The sequence below is a fragment of the Sulfurospirillum sp. HTRB-L1 genome, assembly GCF_059415125.1.
This window is the reverse complement of the sequence record NZ_JCAHZR010000001.1, coordinates 37,829-59,277: the sequence shown is the minus strand read 5'-3', so window position 1 is coordinate 59,277 and position 21,449 is coordinate 37,829. Positions and strand designations below refer to the sequence as shown.

The following is a 21,449-nucleotide window of genomic DNA, read 5'->3' as shown; positions in this document are numbered from 1 at the left end:
GAGTAGAAGTTCTCAGGAAAGGTAGATTATTGGTTTTTGGTAGCACTAGGGCCAAGACAAGCCAAGGGAGATGAAATATTCCTTTGTGATGCTTTTGATGTCTATTTTTTCCAGCCCTTGATTGAAAATGTGTGCCAAATGGCGGCCTTTTTCGTTTTTTTGAAAACAAGCATGAAGGTCTTTTTCTTCCAGTAATTTAGAATGAAACTGAAGCAGGTTGCCTTGGTCGGCAAAGGTACTGTCTGTGGCTAAAAAATAGGCTAAAACATCGCGGTCTATGATGGCAGCATCGATTCTTTCGGAGAGCACTTTTTTAATATTAAGCACATCACTCACGGACGCTTCCGTGCGAAGGAGGCCTTGGTTTGCCATGGTGTCAAACGCGTGGGTATTTACATATCCTTGCACCGTCCCAATCGTATAATGACCCAAATCAGCGACACTTTCCCAAACAAGAGGTTTGTTTTTGCGTTCAACCATACCTAAAAAACTTTTTCCCATAGAATGAGAAAAAAAACACGCGGAGTCTAATTCTAGCGCGTGGTATTCTGGCAAATAGCCGTGGTATTCTCCTTGACTTCCTGCAAGCAATAACGCCCTTCTCCACGGGTAAAAATCTACCTCAAGGGTGTATCCCATAGCAGCAAATGCCCTTTTGGCAATCACCACAGAAAGTCCTTGTTCGGGTAACTCTTTTCCACTATAAGGAGGCCACTCCAGTGAGGTCATCTTGATGGTTTGAGCACACACCAAAGAAACGCTCAAGAGGAATAGACTAAGGAGTTTCATGGGTGCCTTTTTGAGGGAAAAGCGCCTGGTTTCCCGATGTAATACCCTTGTGCATAATCAATCCCCATGGCTTTAACTTTGGTGTAAATAGCCTCGGAGCTGATAAATTCTGCAATGGTTGCGATTCCTAGTTTTTTAGCAAAAGAGACGATGGTTTCTACAACGATTTGGGCATTTTTGTCTGTGAGAATATTTTTAATCAGTGAGCCGTCGATTTTCAAAAAATCCACCTCAAGATGGATGATATTTTCAAAATTTGAATACCCGCTTCCAAAGTCGTCTATGGCAATTTTTGCTCCCATTTTCTTGACTTTTTGTGCAAACTCGCGCACCGTTTCAAAGTTGGAAATCCCCTCTTGTTCCGTGATTTCAAAAACAACCCGATGCATGACGTTGTAACGCGCTTGAAGTTCCTCTAAAAAAGCATAGATGTATTCAGACTCAATGTCCCTAGTGGAGAGGTTGATAGTTACATCGAATTCAGTGTCGCAAAAGGCCTCTAGTGCTTTTTGGATAATGGTTTTCGATAAGGTATCGTAGGTGCCCGTATGTTTAGAGATGGCCAAAAAATCCAAGGGATAGTAGAGTTTTCCTTCTTCATCTTGGATGCGCATCAACGCTTCGTATTTGACCACTTTTTCTTGACGAAGGCATTGTATGGGTTGAAAATAGGGAAAAACAAGATCATCCACTATGGCATGTTTGATAACTTTTGTGATTTTTAAGTTGGTGCCGTATTCTTCAATGACGGGTAAATTTTTGCTAAAAATAACCAATTTTTGTTTGGTCTTTTTGGCAAAACCCAGTGCTGTCATCGCCGCAACTATGGGTTCATCGGCATTGCTATCAGCCATGCCAGCACTCATGGAAAGCACGAGGTGTTCGTCGCCAAAACTTAACTCTTGGTTTTCAAAATCATCTAGAAAATGCGTAATAGTTTGTTTGAATGCCAGGGCGTTGGCAGTGTAGTCTCCGTAACTTAGAATAGCAAACTCATCGCCACTTAACCTGTAAACGCGGTAATCAAGTGGGTCAAAAAAGCGACTCAAAAGCTCCGCAGTTGATTTTAACACATGGTCACCCGATGAAATGCCAAGGTAATTGTTGATTTCTTTAAAGCGGTCGATGTCCACGATAGCGAGTAAAAATTGTTGCTGTGAGCCCAGGTCATACAAAAGACGTTGGCGTGAGAGCAGTTGGGTTAGTCCGTCGTAATTTGCCCGTTTGTTGAGGCGGTTAATGAGTGTGGCAATGTGCTTGTGAAAATAATGCATCAGCTTACCAATTTCATCTTCTTCTTTATAGTAAGCGTGGTCGATGGTGAGAATTTTTTCTTCACGAAATTGTTTCATTTCTTCAAGCATTTTATAAATAGGAGTGATGACATTTTTATTAATCTGCGTGGCAACAAACATCAAAAGAAACGCCATAACAAAGAGCGAAAGGAAAATTTGCACCCCAATACTTGAAAGGGTGGTGGTTTTGAGTGTTTTTTTAAGTTCACTGGTGTTTTCTGCGATTAATGCTTGATTAGCACGCATTTGCTCATGAATAGGTTCAAGGGTGTAAGAAAGGTTTAAAATCCCTATTTTGTTATCTTTATAGCTAAGCTCGATTGTTTTTGTTTTACATGTATTGTTAATACTCTTGTCGATTCTGGCTACTTCGGTGAGCGAAACGGTGTCCAATACTGAGAGTGTGCAAAGTCCTTCATGAAGCATAAACTTTTGCGCTTTTTGCAAGATTGCTTCTGTGTCCACATTGTAAAGATCGTATGTTAGGATTTGGGCAATTGTTTCGATATAAAAATCCAAACTTTGTTCATACAGCTTAAGCTGAACGCTTTGGGTGTTTTGGGAGTAGTGTTGGATGTGTTCTAGGGAACTTTGTTCTACTTTTTTTTCAAGGAATTTAGTGCCAAAGAGCTGAAGAAGGATGAGTAAAGCCATCATAGAGGCAATAGCTAAGGATATGACAAAAATAAGTTTAAATTTAATAGACTCTTTGTCAAACACAGCTTTCTCCCAAGGAAACATGTGCGATTATAGCCAATTTTCATTACAAAAAAGGGACAACAAACGAAAGGATTTTGTAACGTAAATCGCGTTACAATCCTCTCAAAAAAGAGTCCCCTTGAACACCCTTTCTCCAACTGCCACCAAGCACGGCGTCTTGTATGCACTGAGTGCCTTTACCATGTGGGGTCTTGCACCTATTTATTTTAAATCCCTTGCGCTCGTTCCGCCCACGGAAATCTTACTGCATCGGGTTGTGTGGTCGGTGGTTTTTCTCTTTTTTATCTTAACCTTTAAACACCAACTTCACACCATCGTGCGCTTTGTTGCCAATAAAAAACTCTTGGCGATGCTGGTCCTCTCTTCGTGTCTTATTGCCACAAACTGGTTGATTTTTATCTGGGCAATCAATAACCACATGCTCATTGAAGCTAGCCTTGGGTATTACATCAACCCTCTTGTAAATATTTTGTTTGGTTTTTTGTTTTTAAAAGAGACGCCCACGCGTGCTCAGGGGGTAGGCATTGTTTTGGTTTTTGTTGCCGTTGGATTTGAAGTCTATGCCCTTGGGTCTTTGCCTGTCATTTCCCTTGCCCTTGCCTTTTCCTTCGCCTCTTATGGGTTGATCCGTAAAAAAGTCGCCATTCCTTCTTTGCCAGGACTCTACATCGAAACATTACTGCTTTTTCCTGTAGCGCTTGGCTATCTTGCCCTCTTGTCTTACCATCACACGAGTGTTTTTTCTTTTGCGTTTGATACGCCAACAACGTGGCTGTTGATGCTCGCAGGGCCTGTAACCGTAGCCCCTCTTCTAGCCTTTGCTTCGGCGGCTTCTAGGCTGCGCTTGAGTACTATTGGGTATTTTCAGTACCTTGCACCCACCATCAACCTACTCTTAGCCGTGCTTGTGTATAATGAACCCCTTTCACAAGGAAAAATCATTACTTTTTCGCTGATTTGGATCGCCTTGCTCCTTGTGGGCTTGGAGTCTTACACTCAACGAAAACACTAAAGGACCGTTAAATGGAAGACTTTTTACCCGCCATTGTTGTCGCGATGGCTGTTGGGTTTATTATGATTAAACAAATTGGGAAAATCACCCAACGGCTTGATGCTAAAGGGGATTCCACAGGAACCCAAGTGTACGCCACCTTTGCGGGTGTTGTGCAAGAGAAAATTCGCACCATCAAGAAAGATATTGACACGTCCAAGGAAACCCTTGAGCCTCGCTACATCCTCAAAGAGGGAGAAAACGAAGAAAAAGCCCTTGAAGAACTCTCCGACATGATTCGCAAACTTGTCTTTTTTGAAACCATGGGCTCAAAGCGCGATTCGAGAGAAAGGGTCGAGGGAGAAATGTTTGCGGTACTTAGTGAACTTGACTCTTTTGTAAGCCAAGCGGTTGAAGATGGCGAAGCGTTGGCGGATGAACTGCGTGAAGAACTCTTTAGCGTTTATGAAAAACTGCAAAAAGAGGGGTGAAAACCTCTTCTTTGCAGTTTTAAGACACCTTTAGAACAAAGCTAAAACGTCTCTGTAAAATCATACCCACCCTTGGTTAGGTTGTTGCGCACCTCTTCTTGGTGTGCTTCGCCCTTGGTTTCAAGGGTGATGGTAATGTTCGCATCCCCATACGAAAGGGTTGTGGACGTGCGGTCGTAGTCGATTTTGATGATGTTGGCGTTGGAAGTACGCAAGATGTCTGTCAGGCGCATCAGTGCACCAGGTTTATCCACCAACGTCACACAGATAATCATCTTTCGTGCTGATTTAATGAGTCCTTTTTCGATGATGACGGCAAGGGTTTGCACGTCGATGTTCCCCCCGCTTAAAATCGTTCCGATTTTCATCCCTTTTTCAAAAGGAAATTTGTGGTGCATGATGGCCGCGACACCCGCTGCCCCGCCCCCTTCTACCACAAGTTTTTGACGCTCTAGTAAAAACAAAATCGCCGTGGCAATCTCTTCATCATCCACTTGCACGATGTCATCCACACACTCTAAGATGTGCGCTAGGTTGCTCTCACTAGTGTCGCGCACCGCGATACCATCGGCGATGCTACGCACACTTTTGGAGTGAATGACACGTTTGGCTTTAAAAGATTCATACATCGCAGGTGCGCCCTTGGCGGTCACTCCGATGACTTTAATCTTAGGGTCAAGTTGTTTAATAGCCGAACCCACACCGCTAATGAGCCCGCCGCCGCCAATGGGCACCACGACGATATCAAGGTCGTTGATTGCATCAAGCATCTCAAGGGCGACGGTGCCCTGCCCTGCGATGACCGCGTCATCTTCAAAAGGATGGATAAAAGTGATGCCATGCTCTTGGGAGTGTTGGCGCGCGTAAGCGTAAGCCTCGTCGTAATTATCCCCATGCAAGATAACCTCTGCACCCAAATCTTTCGTCCCTGTGACTTTAAGCAGTGGCGTGGCTTCGGGCATGACGATGATGGCTTTGATACCAAAGGTTTTGGCACTGTAAGCCACCCCTTGGGCATGGTTTCCCGCACTAGCGGCGATGACGCCTTTGGCGCGTTCTTCGTTGCTTAAGGAGGCGATTTTGTTGTACGCCCCGCGAAGTTTGTAGGCCCCTGTAAGCTGGAGGTTTTCTTTTTTAAGGTAAATCTCTGCGCCCACCATTTGACTTAAGATAGGAGCTTTTGAAAAGGGTGTTTTATTGATGATAGCACTAATACGACGCTTGGCTTGGATGATGTGACTTAAAGGGACCATGGGTGAAAAATCCTTTGGTGTTCGATTTTAGTGCAACGGTCTTGGACGACCGTTAGGCCCATTTGAGAGGCTTTTTGGGCGGCATTGTCATTGCGGATATCTAGCTGAAGCCAAAGGCATTTGACCTCTTTGCGGTGTTGGAGTTGTTCGACTAAAATGTCCGCAACTTGTGGTTTTCGGAACATATCGACCATATCGATAGGTATATCGACTTCTTCAAGGCTTCGGTAGACTTTTTCGCCCAAAATTGTCTCTTCTTTGGGGTAGATGGGAATGATGCGAAACCCTGCTTTTTGCAAATACGCCGCCACGTGATGGGAGGGCTTGGAGCTATCAGGCGAAAGGCCAACAATGGCAATGGTTTGAATGGATTCAAAAAGTTCGCGCAGCTGCTGGGTGGTGGGTTCGTGTAGTATTGGCATGGTCTCTTCCTTTACATGTAGAGCGTAAAAAGCGCTGATTTTAACACAACATGCCTTTGAGGCACATTACTTTTACCCTTTGCTTTCACGCATAAATTTGTTACAATCATGAGATATTTTTAGCATAAATTTATAAAGTTAGTTTCACCGCCATGGACATTGCAAAGGTGTAACATCATGAAACAAAAGAGTCAATTTTTAACGACTATCACGTATCTTCCTTGTTTATTGTTAGGTTGCTCTTTTTTTCTTTCCCTTTTTTTTCTGGTTTACATGTACCAAACCCTTGGCCCATCAGCGCTCTTTTTTGCCACAACAGCGCTACTTGCGTGTATCTTGCTTGCCTTTGGGATGGTGGCGCTCAAATACCGCCGCGCTGTGTTGGTGCGACGGGAGTTGCAAGCTTTTAAATATGCGGTGGAAAATAGCGACAATACGGTTGTCATCACAGACCCCAAACGGCACATTATTTACGCCAACGATGGTTTTGAGAAAACCACAGGCTACGCTCCCGAAGAAGCCTTGGGGAAAAATCCAAATATCTTAAAATCTGGCAAACACGACCTTGCGTTTTACGCCCACATGAACGCGGTGCTTGACCGTGGGGAGAAGTGGCAAGGGGAATTTATCAACAAGCGCAAAGACGGGTCTATTTATTACGAAAAAGCCTCCATTGTGCCCGTGTTTATTGATGGAAAACTAACCAACTACCTTGCCATCAAACTTGACATCACGCAGTATGTGGAGCAATCCTTGCGCTTGCGAGAGTCTGCGGCCGTGTTCGAACACGTAGAAGAAGCCATTGTGATTACCGATGAAAAAAACCGTATCCGTTCAGTCAATAACGCGTTTGTGAAGATGTACGGCTATACGCTTAAGGAGATAGCAGGCAAAAACCCCTCTATTTTGCGGGCAAAAAAAGCCGATAAACTGTTTTACGAGAGCATGTGGCAAGAACTTCTTGAAAATAAATTGTGGCGCGGCAAGATTCACAATCGGCGCAAAAACGGCCAAGAGGTGGTGCTGTGGATGACCATCAAGGCTGTGACGGATGAAAAAGGCGAGATAGTGAGTTACATCGCCATTCAAACGGACATTAAAGAGATGATTCAGATGCAAGAAAAGGCGAGCTATCTTGCAAGGCACGACCAACTCACTGGCCTTTCCAACCGCCTTGGCTTTGAGGAGCAGTTTGAATCCATGGCAAAACTTTCCAAACGCAATGGCTCCATGTTTGGGGTCATGTTCATTGACCTTGACCATTTTAAGGCCATCAACGACACCCTTGGGCATGATGCGGGCGATAACGTCCTTATAGAAGCGGGCAAGCGCATCGCCAAAACCCTTCGGGAAATCGATGTACTTGCGCGTTTTGGCGGCGATGAATTTGTCATTTTAGTGGGATTTATCAAGGCCGAAGCCGAAGCCGCGCTCATCGCACGGCGTATCTTGAAAGTTTTTGAAGAGAAAATTACCGTTGAAAACCACGCCCTAAGCGTGACGCCTAGCATCGGAATCTCCTTTTACCCAGAAGATGGCGAAGAGTACAACACGCTCATCAAAAAAGCCGATTCAGCCATGTATGAGGCGAAAAAATTAGGGAAAAATACCTTTTGTTTCTACGAACCTACTTCTGAACATATTACCATCAACGCTACTTTTTAACAAGCACCACCCCGCTTTCAAGGTGGTGCGTGTAGGGAAACTGATCAAAAAGAGCAAAATGGGCCACTTCATGGGTTTTGCCAAGCACTGCCAAATCCCGCGCTAGGGTGTGTGGATTGCACGAAATGTAGATAATGCGCTCAAACTGCGCCGCAAAGGCACAGCTTTTCTCGTCCATCCCAGCCCGTGGTGGGTCTACAAACACGTGGGAAAAATCAAAGCTTTCTAGGTCTGTTTCCCTTAAGCGCACAAACTCCCGCTCTTTATTTAACGCACTGGTGAGTTCTTCTGCGCTCATGCGCACAAAGGTGATGTTGTGCGTGCCATTAAGGGTGCAATTTTCAAGAGCGGATTTAATAGACGCTTTGGAGATTTCCGTGGCTAAGACGGCGCGAAAATGGCTACTTAGCGGCAAAGTGAAGTTCCCATGGCCACAATAAAGCTCTAGCAAATCCTTACATGTAAGGGGGTCAAGCTTGGAATACACCCACGCAATCATCTGTTCATTGACACTGCGGTTTGGCTGGGAAAACGCACCCTCCAAAAGTTTAAAACGGTAGGTTTTTTCCTTTACATGTAAAGCATCCACCACCCACTCTTGGCTTAAAACTTTTTTCACCCCACGGCTACGGCCAATGAGCCTTACATGTAAGGCTTTTTCAAGCTCTCTTGCCGCCTCTTCCCATGCGTGGTCAAGCTTTTTGTGGTAGATGAGCGTTACAAGCATCTCCTCGCGGGCACTTAAAAACTCCACACTAAAGAGTTTATGCCTAAGCAGGGGACTTTGCCTTAGTGCCTCTTTAAGGCGTGGCAAGAGGGCATTGATGGCTTCATCAGCTTTGGGGCATTGTTCGATGAGCACCCTGTTCCCGTCCACACTATTCATGGCAAAATCTATCGCCTCGCCCTCGTGCCAGATGCGAAACTCGGCGCGGTTGCGGTAGTGGATGATCTTTGAAGAAAACACTTCAGGGGCGCGCACTCCCAAGGGCGCAAACAAGGCCTTGGCCTCTTGGGTTTTATGCTCCAACTGTCCCTCGTAACCTAGTCCATGGAGCGTACAGCTTCCACAGATGCCAAAATAATCGCACGTCATGAACCCCTCCTTTGAGACCCCTGGGCATACAAGGAAAGAAAAAGCGCGCCCAAAAGTACAGAACTTGAACAAGCAAAGGCAAAAGTGTAGCTTCCCGTAAGGTCACGTATGATGCCCGCAAGCAATGGCCCGACCATTTGCCCCACGCCAAAAAACAGTGTAATGAGGCTCATGATGCGCGCGGTGTGGCTAAGGCCAAACAGTTCACTACTTAGGGTTGCCATGATGGAAGGCACCGCCCACGTGGAAAAGCCAAAGATGCCTGCGGAGAGAAACACCCACGCAAGAGGCACTTCAAAGGCGAGCAAGCTGTGGGCTAGGGCTTGGAGTCCAAAGAGTATCGCCAAGGTCTTGTAGCGCCCAATGGTGTCGCTCACCGCGCCAAAAAAGGGGCCTGAAAAAAGGCTTGTGACGCCCAAGAGTGCCCAAAAGATACCTGAAACCTGCGTGCTTGCCCCGTACGTGTCCGAAACGGCCGCTACAAAAAACGTCATAAACATGATAGCCGTGGTGCCAAAGAGTAAAAAGAGTACACCCGTGTGCCAAAAGGCGCGGGAGCAAACAATGTCACGCAACAAGAGCGTGTCACCCTTGGCGTGGTGTGCATTTGCTTGAACTAGAAAACGTGCCATCACACTGCGCGCCCACAGGCCAATGAGCAGGATGCTTAGGGCAAACACAGCCCAACTAATGCGCCACGCGTAAGGCAACAGTTTCTCAAACGTTGGCACGATGAGGCTACTAAAAATCACCGCCAAGCCAATGCCAGCCACCACAATGCCCGTAGCGCGCCCTTTCATCTTGGGTGGCACCACTTGGGCGATGTACGTCATGATGCCGATGTTTGCCAACGCGCCAAAAAACCCTGTGACACTAAAAAACAACGCGGCTAAAAGATAGTGAGGTGCAACAGCCATGAGCACCATGCTAAAGGCTTGCACAAAAAGCGCCCAAGAGACAAGCAAGGAGGGGCCAAAACGGGTGTATGTTTTTGAAACACTAAACAAGCCAATAAAATACCCCAGAAAATTAGCACTTCCTACAAGGCCCGCTTGGGTAGCGTTCATGGCGAGTTCTTCTTGCATGAGAGGCAAAACCATCCCAAAGGCAAACCGCCCCAAGCCCAAACAGGCAAATACCACCAAAAGTCCCATAGCGATGGGTTTTATGTGTTCTTTCATCTTTTCTCTTTACACTTTAAAATAGTGGCGACACTTTAGTGTAACCTAGCTTTTAGCTCTCTTTTTCGAGCAAATGCACGGTCTCTAGGGTCTCTTTTTTGGGTGATTTTTTAGAGGTACGAAGGCGCGGATGGGCGTGGCTAGCACAATCATAGCGCCCAAACTCTTCAAAAATCGCACGAATGCGCCCTGGGCTTAGGAGTCCTTCATCGTTATAGCTCATGAGGATGTAGCGAAACTTCGCCGCTTTTAACGTAGCCCTTAACTCTTCTTCTACAGCGCGTTTTTGGCACCAACGGGAGCGGTAGTAGTTTCCAAGACCGCTTTTGCCTTTGATGTCGCGGGCATAGTTTCGTGCAATGGCGTTTAAAACATGGTAGTTTAAGCCGTATTGACGGTGGTTATAGGGTGGGTCAAGATAGAGGATGTCACCCCCAATCTCTTCCAAAAGAGCCAATCCTTCACGGTTATACACCGTTGCATTGGTGAGGCACGCAGGGGGAAGGATGCGCAAAGACAAGGCTTGCGTGGCGGTAAATTTGGTGTGTTTTAAAAAACTCCCGTACACGGAGGTGGTGTTGGCTACACGGTCGGCCCCATCTAGCAAAGAAGCGAGCAACGCTTTTGTTTGGGCAACTGGCAAGGTTGCTTCATGGCGTGCAATCACCGCCCTAGCTCCGTCGATTTTCCGCGCGTTTTGCGGGGTAAAATACCCTCGTTTTGCCGCGCCCAAGGGTGAAAAATGCTCACACACAATCCCCTCGCACGACGCGTGGCGCATCTGCTCAAGCAAGGCTTCATCGGTCGCCACGCCGCACAAGCGTTGGTGCAACCACAAGGCGCTGTAAGGTTCTACGTCATTAGCAATGAGAGCTTTACATGTAAGACCAAAGGCTTCTGCCACACTGCCCGTGCCACCAAAAAGGTCGCACACGGTTTTGTCGTGCAAAGGGCCAACAAAGCGTGTGGCTGATGAGAGGATGAAGGGGGCAAGTGCCCCCTTGGAACCGATGTAATTCATAAGGGATTGTAGTTAAAAAGGGTTGAAGAAGGGGTAAAATAAGCCTTACATGTAAGGCTTATTTGCAGCACGAACCTTTGCCGCTAGAACAATCATCACCCTCTTCGTCTGCGGTAGAAAACTTGAACAACGTGTACGCTCCACAAAAGCGAAACACGCCTGTAAGTAATACCACTGCACCGATGATGCCGAGCCAACTTTGAGCCCACAACGCCCAAACAATGATAAGCCCACCGATAACAATCCGTGCGATGCGATCAACACCGCCAACATTGGCTTTAAAAGGACACATATTCACTCCTTGAAAGAATTTTGCCCATCCTAACACAGGGCACATAAAACATCTCTACGAATTGCAAATTAATCCTTTTCCACGACCAATCCACCGTAGCTTTGGCGTACGGACATGACTTCGAGGAAATTCACGTTGACGTGTTCTGGGAAGTTGGCGCAGGTAAAAATGACATTGGCAATATCTGCGGCTTCAAGGGGTTTGGTGTCTTTGTAGACAGCATCTGCTTTTGTTTCGTTGCCCTTAAAACGCACCAACGAAAAGTCTGTTTTGGCAAAGCCAGGTTCGATGTTGGTCACGCGAATGTTGGTTCCCTTAAGGTCCGTGCGAAGGTTGAGGGAAAATTGTTTGATGAACGCCTTGGTGGCACCGTACACGTTTCCGCCTTCATAAGGCCAGTTGCCCGCTGTGGAGCCGATGTTGAAAATGTAACCCCGTTTGCGTTCTTTCATGCCGCTAATGAGCGCTTTAGTGACATACAACACCCCTTTGATGTTGGTATCTACCATGGTTTCCCAATCTTCCAAGCTCGCCTCGGGTGCTTTTTCAAGCCCAAGGGCAAGACCTGCGTTGTTAACCAAAATGTCAACGGCTTGATACGCCACAGGCAAGGAGGCGATGGCCTTTGCCACTTCTTCTTTACATGTAACGTCCATCACTAGAGGAAAAATATCTGCTTCAGGAAGGCTGTTTTTAAGCTCTTCCAAGCGCTCTTTACGCCGCCCTGTGGCGATGACCGCATCGCCCGCTTTGGCAAAGATGGTAGCGATTTCCCAACCAAATCCTGACGTGGCTCCTGTGACCAAAACAATACGTTTCATGGGTGTTCCTTTTAGAAATTTTGTCTAAAGTGTACCAAATGTCAAATAAGATGGGGGTAAAAAAACATGTTGGCTCACTGCACGCATTCGCTCATTCTCGGACAGCACTCTCCTAAGTGCTTTATGTCCTCGAAAATCCGCTCATGAGCACAGCGAGCCAACGCCTGACCCCGAAGGGTCGGCATGTTAGTCTGCTAACGCATAGTCTTTAATGAGGTTAAAGTTCAAGTAGCGGTACACGTTTTCAGTTTTACCCGCAAGTTTGCGTGGCACGATAGACATGTACTCTTCCACGCTTGGTAAGCGCCCAAGGATGGCACACACGGCGGCAAGTTCGGCACTGCCAAGGTACACTTGCGCGCCCACGCCCATGCGGTTGTCAAAGTTGCGCGTCGAGGTGGAAAACACCACCGCGCCATCGGCCACGCGGGCTTGGTTGCCCATGCACAAACTGCACCCTGGAATCTCGATGCGCGCCCCTGCTTGTCCAAAGAGTGCGTAGTACCCCTCTTCCGTGAGTTGGCGCTTATCCATCTTGGTGGGTGGAGCAATCCAAAGGCGTGTGGGCACTTGGCCTTCGCCTTGAAGCACCTCTCCAAGGGCGCGGTAATGGCCAATGTTGGTCATACAACTGCCCACAAACACTTCATCAATCTTCTTGGGGCGTTTTTCATCGGCCAAGATTTCAGAAAGGGTCGCCACGTCATCAGGGTCGTTGGGGCACGCCAAGATAGGCTCTTTAATGTCTGCAAGGTCGATTTCGATGATGGCTTTGTACTGGGCATTTTTATCTGCTTTTACAAGCTCTGGATTTTCAAGCCACGCTTGCATTTTCTGGGCACGTCGTTTTAGAGTTACAGGGTCGCCATAGCCCGCTTTGAGCATGGATTCGATGAGGGTGATGTTAGACTTTAGGTATTCTGCGATAGGCTCTTTGTCTAAGGCTACCGAACATCCTGCCGCACTACGCTCTGCCGAAGCGTCGGAAAGTTCAAAGGCTTGTTCGGCTTTGAGCTTAGGCAAGCCTTCGATTTCCAATATCGTACCTGCAAAAATGTTCTTTTTGTTTTTCTTGGGCACCGTTAAAAGGCCCATTTTGATAGCGTAGTAAGGGATGGCATTGACCAAATCGCGCAAAGTGATGCCAGGGTTCATCTCGCCTTTAAAGCGCACAAGGACGGATTCGGGCATGTTTAAAGGCATGGAACCTGTCACTGCCGCAAAGGCCACAAGGCCAGAACCCGCGGGGAAAGAGATGCCGATGGGAAAGCGTGTATGGCTGTCGCCGCCTGTACCCACACTGTCAGGAAGTACCATGCGGTTGAGCCAGGAGTGGATGACGCCATCTCCTGCTTTGAGGCTCACGCCGCCACGGTTTCGGATGAAATCAGGCAAGGTGTGTTGGAGTTTGACATCACTGGGTTTTGGGTATGCCGCGGTGTGGCAAAAGCTTTGAAGCACAAAATCCGCGCTAAAGCCAAGGGCGGCGAGTTCTTTGATCTCATCGCGGGTCATGGGGCCAGTGGTGTCTTGACTGCCTACGGTGAGGGTTAAGGGCTCCACATACATGCCTGGCCTAATGCCTTCTACGCCACATGCGCGTCCGACCATCTTTTGGGCTTGGGTGAATCCTGCACCTTCTTTGGCAACAGGTTGAATGGGTTTGGCAAAAATAGACTCAGCCTCCATGCCAAGGCTTGCCCTTGCTTTTGCGGTAAGCCCGCGTCCGATGATGAGCGAAATGCGCCCACCCGCGCGGTATTCGTCTGCTAGGGTTGTGGGGAGAAGTTTGAAGGTGGAAACCACCTTGCCCTCTTTGGCAACTTTGCCCTCATAAGGGTAAACGTCAATGATGTCACCTGTTTCAAGGCCATCTACGTCTACTTCGATAGGAAGTGCACCGCTGTCTTCGGCGGTGTTGAAGAAAATAGGCGCAATAGTCGTGCCTAAAATCACCCCGCCTGTGCGCTTGTTGGGAACACAGGGGATGTCTTTGCCCATGTGCCATTGGATGGAGTTGATGCCTGATTTTCGGCTACTACCTGTGCCTACGACGTCGCCCACATAGGCCACTTCGTACCCTTTGGCTTTGAGTGCTTCGATGGTTTCTAAGCTTCCTTCTTGGCGCTTGACAAGCATGGCATTCGCGTGCAAGGGGATGTCGCTACGGGTGAAGGCTTCGCTAGCAGGACTCAAATCGTCAGTGTTGGTTTCGCCGGGGACTTTGAGCACAGCGAGGGTCATTTTTTCTGGGAGTGCGGGCTTGGAGGTAAACCACTGGGCATTTGCCCAAGAGACTAAGACTTCCTTGGCGTACGCGTTGGTTTTGGCAAGGGATTCAACGGCGTTAAACGCGTCGTACACAAGGATGATGTTTTTAAGTGCCTCTGCGGCGGCTTTAGCAACAACAGGCTCTTCATGGCTAAGGGCGCCAACCAAAGGGTCAACGTTGTAGCCTCCTAGCATAGTGCCTAGCATTTCCACCGCGTCAAGGGGTGAAATGAGTGTACATGTAACGTTTTTGGCAAGGATGTCATTTAAAAATGCCGCCTTGACGTAAGCCGCCTCATCAACACCCGGAGAAACGCGCTCTCGTAGAAGGGTTAAAAGGGTTTGGGAGGGGCTTGTTTTTAACAGCTCGACGACTTGGGCGGCTTCTTGGGCGTTGAGAGGAAGCGGAGGGACACCAAGGGCTTGGCGTTCTTTTTTAGCAGTTTCATAAGCGGTCAAAAAGTCCATGTAAAGGCTCCTAGGGGGATTTTTCATGCATTTTAGCACAAAGAAGTTAGGTTTCCCAAGGAGAGCGTGGATTAACTAGAAGAGTAAAGAGAGGCACAAGCTTAAAGAGCGTGGCCCGCGCCCTTTACAGAACTTCCACAGGCAAAATCTCTTTGGTTGCTATGGGAAAATCTACGGTGATGCACGCTCCATCCTTGGTGTTTTTGCTGCTAATTCTTCCCCTAAAATGCTTTTCAATAATGGTTTTTGCCATATAAAGCCCAAGCCCCGTGCCCGTGATGCCTTTACTGGAAACATAAGGCTCAAACATGACCTTAATGATATTTGCAGCAATGCTTCCTCCGTTATCGAAAATGGAAAAACGGTACATCGCCTTGAGCGCTTTGTACTCGCAAACGATGGTGATTTTTCCATTTTCATGGTTTTGTTCCAAAATGGCATCTTTGGAATTAGAGACGATGGAGAGTAGCACTTGCACCAACTCGCTTCCGTAAATGAAAAATTTTCTATCGTCGTTTAATTTGATTTCTAAATCAATGTTGTACATTTTAAGAATCGGGTCAGCCAAGGAGCGCAGTTGTTCGCAAATCATCGAAGCGCTGTGCCACTCTTTTTGCACCTTGGGTTTAAAAAAGTTTTTGAAGTCTTCGATGGTGTTGGAAAGATAACTCACGTTGCGGTCCATCACGTCAATATCTGCCAAAAGTTCCTCATCTTTCTCTTTCGCACCCAGGGTATTAAGACGCATTTTGCTAATCACCATGCCGATGATAGAAAGGGGTTGGCGCCACTGGTGGGCTATCATGCTTAGCATCTCCCCGATAATAGCAGAACGTGCTTGGATGATAATCAACTCCTCAGACGCCTGATACCGCCGCACCGCCTCGTCGACCTTCTCGTTCAACGTGGCATTTAATGCGCCTAGTTCCAACGCCGTTTGTTCGCCAATGTGCAACAAGGCGTTAAAGGTTTCAGAATAGCGGTGGACCGAGGGGCTCTTTTTTCTAGAATGCGAGGTTGTGTGGCGTATGTTGCCCTGAGCGGTTTGTGTCACTTCTTTTAGCCCCAAGACGGTCATGGTTTCGTTGAGTAAAAAGTTGCACTTGTGGTCTGAGTCGTGAAAAAACTCTCCATAGGTGAAAAAGCCTGTCGTGGGCGCCACAGACGAGAGCCCTTCAAAGTCATTGTACGCGTCTTCACCCAAAAAGTTTTTGCGGGTCATGCACGAAAAAACCATCACTTTTTCAGGGCCAAACTTTGCCAAGTCTGAGATGATTTCCTTCGCATCCGCTAAAATCGCATCGATGTCGCCAAAACCAAATTGGATGGTTTCGCCCTCGGAGATATTACCCGCAAAAACCACCGAACCGTCTCCGTTTAAGCGGATGGGCGCACGCCCTATCAAATGCCCCTCTTTGTAAAAGACAAAGGGGAATTCGATGCCTCCCTGGGGAAGTTTTTGGGCTAAAGCGGAGCCAAGATACTTTCGGTACAGCTCAAGGACGGAGATGTTATCGACCGTGTAGATGCAGTTTTTATCTGCGCGCGTGACCTTAAACTTTGGCCCCATAGGTGCCCAGTTGAAACTTTTGGTGTGGTAAACCTCTAGTGTGTCACTGATGAGATACCCCACCACAATGGCTTTGGATTTGATATGGGTATCACAAAAGATGAAACTCTCTTCATAACGCCCGTTGTCTCCGGCTAATCCTCCTGCTACTACAAGTGAAGGTGCCACGGAATTAACCCCATCCATCAAAAAATCGCCGTTGGTGACGATGCCATCAGCAACAATAATCGCCACTTTTGCGCCCAACCTCACCCCTTCGTGGGCAATCATCTGCCCTGCTTTAAAGGAGTCTTGTTCTGCTGTAAAAAGCTCTATTTCCAAGGTAGTGCTCTCAAAGGTGGTTAACGAAAGGACAAAAGAATGCACCATGACTTCTGTTTCAAAAATCTCCCCATCGGTAGTGGAACCCATGATGGAAGCTTGGGGCAACAAGGATTTGATGCTATAAAGAATCTCTTGGTTCACAGCTTGGTCGTCAATGCCAGAATAGCACATGACAAAAATATTAGAAGCTAAATCCAACTCTTTTTGGGCGATAAACAAAGAAAAATCTTCATGGGAAACAAAACGGTAGGTATATATTTTCACAAGGCACGCTCCTCAAGTACGATAGAATAACCAATCGTACTGTGCGTCGCGATAGCACTTTCTCCGATTTTATCCCTTAGTTTTTTTACGAGTGTCTTAACAGAACTCTCCGCCACGCTCTCAAATTCCCACAAATAGCTTTCAATAACGCTTTTGCTTAAAATATTGTGTTCGTTTTTGATGAGCAAACACAACAGTGCTAACTCTTTTTTAGTCACATCAACGATTTTACGGCTTGAGGTGACATAGACTATTTCATCGACCAAGTCAAAGGAAACGCCTCCTTTGAGCACATAGGTTTTAGAAGAACGGTGTTCCATGTGTTCGATGGTTTGCTGAAGGGTGGAAAAGAGCTTTTCAAGCACAACGGGCTTTCTTAGGTAAGCATCAAGCCCCAAAGGAACAGCCGCGTGCAAAAAATCTTTTTCAAAACATGCGGTGAGAAAAATAACAGGGACAGCAGAACGTTCGGAACGAATCTTTTTAATAAAATCAATACCATTGGTTTTGGGCATGTATAAATCGGTGATAATCATATCGATGGGGTGTTCTTCAATGATGGCATAGGCTTCCTTTACGGAGGAAACAGCGTAAACGTTTAAAAAATAGCGCTTAAGGATGGAGCTAAGGTATTCTAAAAACTCTTCTTCATCATCAACGCATAAAACCGTGTAGCGATTGCAACACGCCATTGCACCTAAATCCAACATAGCGCCTCCTTTGCGAAGTAGTAAAAAGTATACGGTTCCCTCACTATAGCGTAATATTTGCCCTTGAATACTTCGGATAGTAAACACCACGATACCGCCGCCCCAATAACCAAAAAATAACCGCACAAGACAATGATGTGACATAAGAATCCCCTGTGCTTGAGACAAGCTTGTAGCTACTTTTTACATCCAAGGAGTTTATGATGAACACTTCTAAACTGATTATCGCTTTCTTTGTGTCACTTTCTCTATTTACGACATCCCTGTTTGCTGAAGTTATCAGTACAAAACAATTGCTGCACAAAACAGGCGCCATAAGTAGCATTGATAGTTTTCTCAACAAGCAAGAAGTCCAAGCCAAGCTTGCAGCACTTGGTGTGAGCAATGACAACATCCAAGCAAGGCTCGCCTCGCTCACAGAAGAAGAGCTTTCTCAGATTAGCCACAAGATAGACACCTTGCCAGCAGGTGCGGGCGCAGGAGGCATCATCGGTGTCATCGTGTTTATTTTTCTTGTTTTATTGGTGACTGACATTTTAGGGTATACAAAAGTTTATAGTTTCACCAGAAGCGTTCAGTGAGGTACTTGCTTTTATGTGCCGCTATGGTGTTTTTTGTAGGGTGTGCTTCTAAAAATTACGACCACCTCTCTGCCAATACGTCGATTTTGGCGTCCAAAAAACTCTCCGTAACGCTCTACCCCCAAGAGGAATACTTTTGTGGGCCTTCGTCTATGGCAACCTTGCTAGAAGATCAACGCGTTGCTTTTGTTTACGCCGATGTGATAGGAAGCTCCTTTACGCCCGAATTAAAAGGAGCATTGCAAGTGGAAATGAAAGCGACAGCAAGGCGTTACGGTCTCATTCCCTATGCGCTCACCCCCAATCTTGCTTCCATCTTAAGTGAGGTTTCTAGCGGCAGGCCTGTTTTAGTACTGTTTAATTTGGGGCTTGTTTCCTTGCCCACATGGCACTACGCTGTTGTCACGGGTTTTGATAAAGAGGCGGAATACATTTACCTCTCTGGCGCCAAAAGCACTCAAACATGGATGCGTTTTGATACATTTGAAACCTTTTTTGAACGCGGGGGAAGCTGGGCTATTGTAGCACTTAAACCGCCCTTGTTGCCCGAGGCTTCTGATGAAATAGAGACAGTAAAAGCCATCGCCGATATGGCCGAAGTGGGCTACGAAGACCATGCCAAGCAAGCAGCAATGCAATACGCCAAACAACATCCTTCGTCGTTTTTAGGCACCATGATGTTGGCCAATATTCATTTTGGGATGAAAGAGTATCTAAGTGCAACAGCACAGTACAAACACGCCCTTGTGTTAAAGCCAAATGACCCTGCCGTCCTTAACAACCTAGCGCGTTCGCTCATGAGAGAAGAGAAGCTTCACGAAGCAAAACTTCACGCACTCGCGGCTGTAAATGCAGGGGGAGTCTTCGTTGTAGAGTCCCAAGCTACCCTTGAAAAAATCAATCAAAAGCTTCAACAATAACCCGCTAAAACGCCCTTACATGTAAAGCTTTTTTCCTTACATGTAAGGATTAAAATAACCAAAAAATAACCTCTTTATTACATACTGTCACTCTGTAAAAGAACGTGCAAGGGTAAACCCCCTTGTGACACTCTTTTGCATACGGTGAATATTTAGGATTTTCGTTCTACCCAATATCTACGCTCTACTCAAAAAAAAGGATAGACCATGTACAACAACAAGAGTCAAAACAATGCAAATAATCCAAAAAAAGATGAGCCAAAGATTGCTGATCCGAAAAAAGTAGAGCCAAAAGTAGATCCAAAATTGGACCCAAAAAAAACTGAAGCGACCCAAAAATGAGTATGTTGCATGATGCGAATGCCATCACACTCAAGCGTTTATGTGGCACTGTAGCCCTCTCTCTTGTGACAGCAGTAGCACTTAGCACCTCCGCGTTGGGTTCTAGCGTGGATGATACCATTGAGTCGTCTTTCAAAAAAAGTTATGTTTACAAGACCTATTTAAAAGATGAAAAAATCAACATTACGTCTAAAGACGGGGTTGTCGTTCTATCGGGCGAAGTCCTTAATGATGCGCACAAACCCATGGCTGAGAATACAGCCGAAGCCATTGTGGGCGTTAAAAGTGTTGAGAATAAGATTGTCGTAAAAGAAGACCGCTCACCTGAGAGCTCCGACACTTGGATTATGATGAAAGTGAAAACTGCCCTCGTATTCAGCGGTAACGTGAGTGCGCGCAAAACAGAAGTAGACGTCAAAGACGGCGTTGTTACCCTAAAAGGTACAGCTACAAGTGCGGCCCAAAAAGACCTCACAACCCAGTACGCCAAAGATGTTGAAGGTGTCAAACGTGTTGTCAATAACATGAAACTTGAAAAACAAGAAACCATGGGCGACAAGATGGATGATGCGTCTATCACTGCGCAAGTAAAAATGACGCTGCTTTCTCGCGCCTCAACCAGTGCCATTAACACCAAGGTTACCACCAAAGACGGTGTTGTTACGGTAAGTGGAAAAGCACAAAATGCGGCCGAAGCAGACCTTGTCACTAAGCTTGTCGAGGATGTCGATGGTGTTTCTAATGTCATCAATACCATGAGTGTTGATGCATCGATGAAGAAATAAAAGGAGATTCCCATGCTATATACTGTTGCACTTTTACTGGTTATCATGTGGGCACTTGGCCTAATCACGAGTTATAGCATGGGAGGGTTTATCCACATTCTCTTGGTCATTGCATTGGTCGTGGTGCTCGTTAGAATTATTCAAGGCAGACGTGTCTTATGACACAGGGTTAAAAAAAACAATAAAGGCATAAAAATGGACACTAAAAAACTTTATTTAGAAAAAATCCAAGCAGAACTAAACGAATGGAAAGCACAAGTTGAGCTTTTTCGCGCAAAAGCAGCCTCCGCGACTGCTGATGAAAAAATCAGGATGAACAAAGAAATCAAGATTTTTGAAGAAAAAATTGAAGACGGCAAAGCGAAACTTTCTGAATTGTCAAAATCTTCAGAAAGTACCTATGATGCGATGAAGCGAACCTTTGAAACAAAATGGGAAATCATCAAAACCTCTGTCGTTGACATGAGCAAAAAACTCAGTGCTTGAACGTCTTAAACACTAGGCTTTTCTTGGGAAGCCTAGTGTCCATTGGACGGTGGTCTTAGACAAAAGACGCCATTTATAGCTAAGACCACATTAATAAAAATATCTCTTGATGCTAACTAGGCTAAGCAAATTGGGTTGGCATCAAGGGAGCCCTTCATGAAAAATACCCCCTCTTGTTTCTTATTCACCCACCTCTTTAAAACATACCGCCAGTGCTAGTGTTTTGCCTCAAAATACTGCACCAACAGCGCTTCCCATTCGGCGATGAAGGCGTTGTATTTGGAAGGGGTAAAACTGGAAACAAACCGCTCGCCCGCTTCTGAGAGGCTGATGTATTGGTAAGTGACGTGCACCTTTGTTTTGGAGGCTTCAAGTGGGGTGCATTGGACGCGGATAATGCCGATTTTTTCACTTGATTCTACCTTGTAAAACTCCACCAAATACTCTTCTGGCTCGTATTTTTTCACTATCCATACAGCTTCAGACGCGGCGTGGTCGTGGCTTTTGGTCACAAATACATAATCCTCATGCAAGTCCGTGCTTCCTAGGATGTTTTCGTAATCCCATCCTGGCACCCATAGCTTTTCTCCCTCGGCGCTAAAGAGGGGAAAGAGCTCCTTGGCGGGCTGGTGGATGACAAATGAAGCGGTATGTTTCACTGTGCGCATGGTTTCTCCTGTTTTATGCTTTG

Annotated in this window: 22 protein-coding genes; 9 read left to right on the top strand and 13 right to left on the bottom strand. The window is 46.4% G+C overall.

The genetic code is table 11. The features are described from left to right. Positions 1–45: 45 nt before the first annotated feature. Positions 46–789 carry a substrate-binding periplasmic protein gene (locus tag AC5SLM_RS00275; RefSeq protein ID WP_495248918.1) on the bottom strand — a complete coding sequence of 248 codons (744 nt, stop codon included), beginning with the start codon at positions 787–789 and terminating at the stop codon, positions 46–48. Continuing rightward, a complete protein-coding gene (locus AC5SLM_RS00270) occupies positions 786–2,804 on the bottom strand; it encodes an EAL domain-containing protein (protein WP_495248917.1) in 2,019 nt (672 codons plus the stop codon). The genes AC5SLM_RS00275 and AC5SLM_RS00270 overlap by 4 nt, the downstream gene beginning before the upstream one ends. 118 nt (positions 2,805–2,922) lie before the next feature. On the opposite strand from AC5SLM_RS00270, the gene rarD reads away from it, so the two are divergent. Together rarD and AC5SLM_RS00260 are read left to right on the top strand one after the other, a co-directional pair. Further along, entirely contained in the window at positions 2,923–3,816 is an 894-nt protein-coding gene (rarD, locus tag AC5SLM_RS00265) for an EamA family transporter RarD (protein ID WP_495248916.1), read from the top strand. An 11-nt stretch (positions 3,817–3,827) separates the two neighbouring features. Further along, positions 3,828–4,286 (top strand): hypothetical protein, encoded by a 459-nt coding sequence (locus tag AC5SLM_RS00260; RefSeq protein ID WP_495248915.1) that lies wholly within the window; start codon positions 3,828–3,830, stop codon positions 4,284–4,286. Between the two features lie 41 nt (positions 4,287–4,327). On the opposite strand, the gene ilvA is transcribed toward AC5SLM_RS00260, so the two are convergent. Both ilvA and AC5SLM_RS00250 read right to left on the bottom strand, forming a co-directional pair. Beyond that, positions 4,328–5,539, bottom strand: coding sequence for a threonine ammonia-lyase (gene ilvA, locus AC5SLM_RS00255; RefSeq protein WP_495248914.1), 1,212 nt, complete (start codon positions 5,537–5,539; stop codon positions 4,328–4,330). Beyond that, positions 5,527–5,961: a CoA-binding protein gene (locus AC5SLM_RS00250; RefSeq protein ID WP_495248913.1), complete on the bottom strand. Its 435-nt coding sequence runs from the start codon at positions 5,959–5,961 to the stop codon at positions 5,527–5,529. Before AC5SLM_RS00250 ends, ilvA begins: the two co-directional genes overlap by 13 nt. A 177-nt stretch (positions 5,962–6,138) precedes the next feature. On the opposite strand from AC5SLM_RS00250, the gene AC5SLM_RS00245 reads away from it, so the two are divergent. Next, complete coding sequence (locus AC5SLM_RS00245; RefSeq protein WP_495248912.1) at positions 6,139–7,626, top strand: diguanylate cyclase domain-containing protein; 1,488 nt, start codon at positions 6,139–6,141, stop codon at positions 7,624–7,626. Here AC5SLM_RS00245 and trmA read toward each other — a convergent pair. The 8 genes from trmA to AC5SLM_RS00205 form a co-directional block, all read right to left on the bottom strand. Then, on the bottom strand, positions 7,616–8,722 hold the full coding sequence (trmA, locus tag AC5SLM_RS00240) for a tRNA (uridine(54)-C5)-methyltransferase TrmA (RefSeq protein WP_495248911.1): 1,107 nt from the start codon (positions 8,720–8,722) through the stop codon (positions 7,616–7,618). The two genes, AC5SLM_RS00245 and trmA, sit on opposite strands and share 11 nt — an antisense overlap. Continuing rightward, complete coding sequence (locus tag AC5SLM_RS00235; protein ID WP_495248910.1) at positions 8,719–9,903, bottom strand: MFS transporter; 1,185 nt, start codon at positions 9,901–9,903, stop codon at positions 8,719–8,721. The genes trmA and AC5SLM_RS00235 overlap by 4 nt, the downstream gene beginning before the upstream one ends. Before the next feature lie 52 nt (positions 9,904–9,955). Beyond that, on the bottom strand, positions 9,956–10,924 hold the full coding sequence (locus AC5SLM_RS00230) for a DNA adenine methylase (RefSeq protein ID WP_495248909.1): 969 nt from the start codon (positions 10,922–10,924) through the stop codon (positions 9,956–9,958). Positions 10,925–10,982: 58 nt separating this feature from the next. After that, entirely contained in the window at positions 10,983–11,216 is a 234-nt protein-coding gene (locus AC5SLM_RS00225) for a YgaP family membrane protein (RefSeq protein WP_495248908.1), read from the bottom strand. A 68-nt stretch (positions 11,217–11,284) separates the two neighbouring features. Next, the gene (locus AC5SLM_RS00220) at positions 11,285–12,037 is read right to left on the bottom strand and encodes an SDR family NAD(P)-dependent oxidoreductase (protein ID WP_495248907.1); all 753 of its coding nucleotides are present in this window, start codon (positions 12,035–12,037) and stop codon (positions 11,285–11,287) included. 186 nt (positions 12,038–12,223) lie between these two features. Then, positions 12,224–14,776 (bottom strand): bifunctional aconitate hydratase 2/2-methylisocitrate dehydratase, encoded by a 2,553-nt coding sequence (gene acnB / locus AC5SLM_RS00215; protein WP_495248906.1) that lies wholly within the window; start codon positions 14,774–14,776, stop codon positions 12,224–12,226. A gap of 124 nt (positions 14,777–14,900) precedes the next feature. After that, a complete protein-coding gene (locus AC5SLM_RS00210) occupies positions 14,901–16,934 on the bottom strand; it encodes an FIST N-terminal domain-containing protein (protein ID WP_495248905.1) in 2,034 nt (677 codons plus the stop codon). Further along, positions 16,931–17,644 (bottom strand): response regulator transcription factor, encoded by a 714-nt coding sequence (locus AC5SLM_RS00205; protein ID WP_495248904.1) that lies wholly within the window; start codon positions 17,642–17,644, stop codon positions 16,931–16,933. The genes AC5SLM_RS00210 and AC5SLM_RS00205 overlap by 4 nt, the downstream gene beginning before the upstream one ends. 203 nt (positions 17,645–17,847) lie before the next feature. Here AC5SLM_RS00205 and AC5SLM_RS00200 point away from each other — a divergent pair, with 203 nt between their 5' ends. The 6 genes from AC5SLM_RS00200 (at position 17,848) to AC5SLM_RS00175 (ending at position 20,758) form a co-directional block, all read left to right on the top strand. Next, positions 17,848–18,225, top strand: a complete 378-nt coding sequence (locus AC5SLM_RS00200; RefSeq protein WP_495248903.1) for a PA2779 family protein — start codon at positions 17,848–17,850, stop codon at positions 18,223–18,225. After that, positions 18,222–19,145, top strand: coding sequence for a PA2778 family cysteine peptidase (locus tag AC5SLM_RS00195; RefSeq protein ID WP_495248902.1), 924 nt, complete (start codon positions 18,222–18,224; stop codon positions 19,143–19,145). Before AC5SLM_RS00200 ends, AC5SLM_RS00195 begins: the two co-directional genes overlap by 4 nt. A gap of 207 nt (positions 19,146–19,352) precedes the next feature. Beyond that, entirely contained in the window at positions 19,353–19,487 is a 135-nt protein-coding gene (locus tag AC5SLM_RS00190; protein WP_495248901.1) for a hypothetical protein, read from the top strand. After that, positions 19,484–20,272: a BON domain-containing protein gene (locus AC5SLM_RS00185; RefSeq protein ID WP_495248900.1), complete on the top strand. Its 789-nt coding sequence runs from the start codon at positions 19,484–19,486 to the stop codon at positions 20,270–20,272. The genes AC5SLM_RS00190 and AC5SLM_RS00185 overlap by 4 nt, the downstream gene beginning before the upstream one ends. Positions 20,273–20,284: 12 nt before the next feature. Then, positions 20,285–20,434, top strand: coding sequence for a lmo0937 family membrane protein (locus tag AC5SLM_RS00180; RefSeq protein ID WP_495248899.1), 150 nt, complete (start codon positions 20,285–20,287; stop codon positions 20,432–20,434). A 33-nt stretch (positions 20,435–20,467) separates the two neighbouring features. Beyond that, positions 20,468–20,758, top strand: a complete 291-nt coding sequence (locus AC5SLM_RS00175) for a sll1863 family stress response protein (RefSeq protein WP_495248898.1) — start codon at positions 20,468–20,470, stop codon at positions 20,756–20,758. Between the two features lie 215 nt (positions 20,759–20,973). On the opposite strand, the gene AC5SLM_RS00170 is transcribed toward AC5SLM_RS00175, so the two are convergent. Then, complete coding sequence (locus AC5SLM_RS00170) at positions 20,974–21,426, bottom strand: hypothetical protein (RefSeq protein ID WP_495248897.1); 453 nt, start codon at positions 21,424–21,426, stop codon at positions 20,974–20,976. Positions 21,427–21,449 lie beyond the last annotated feature (23 nt).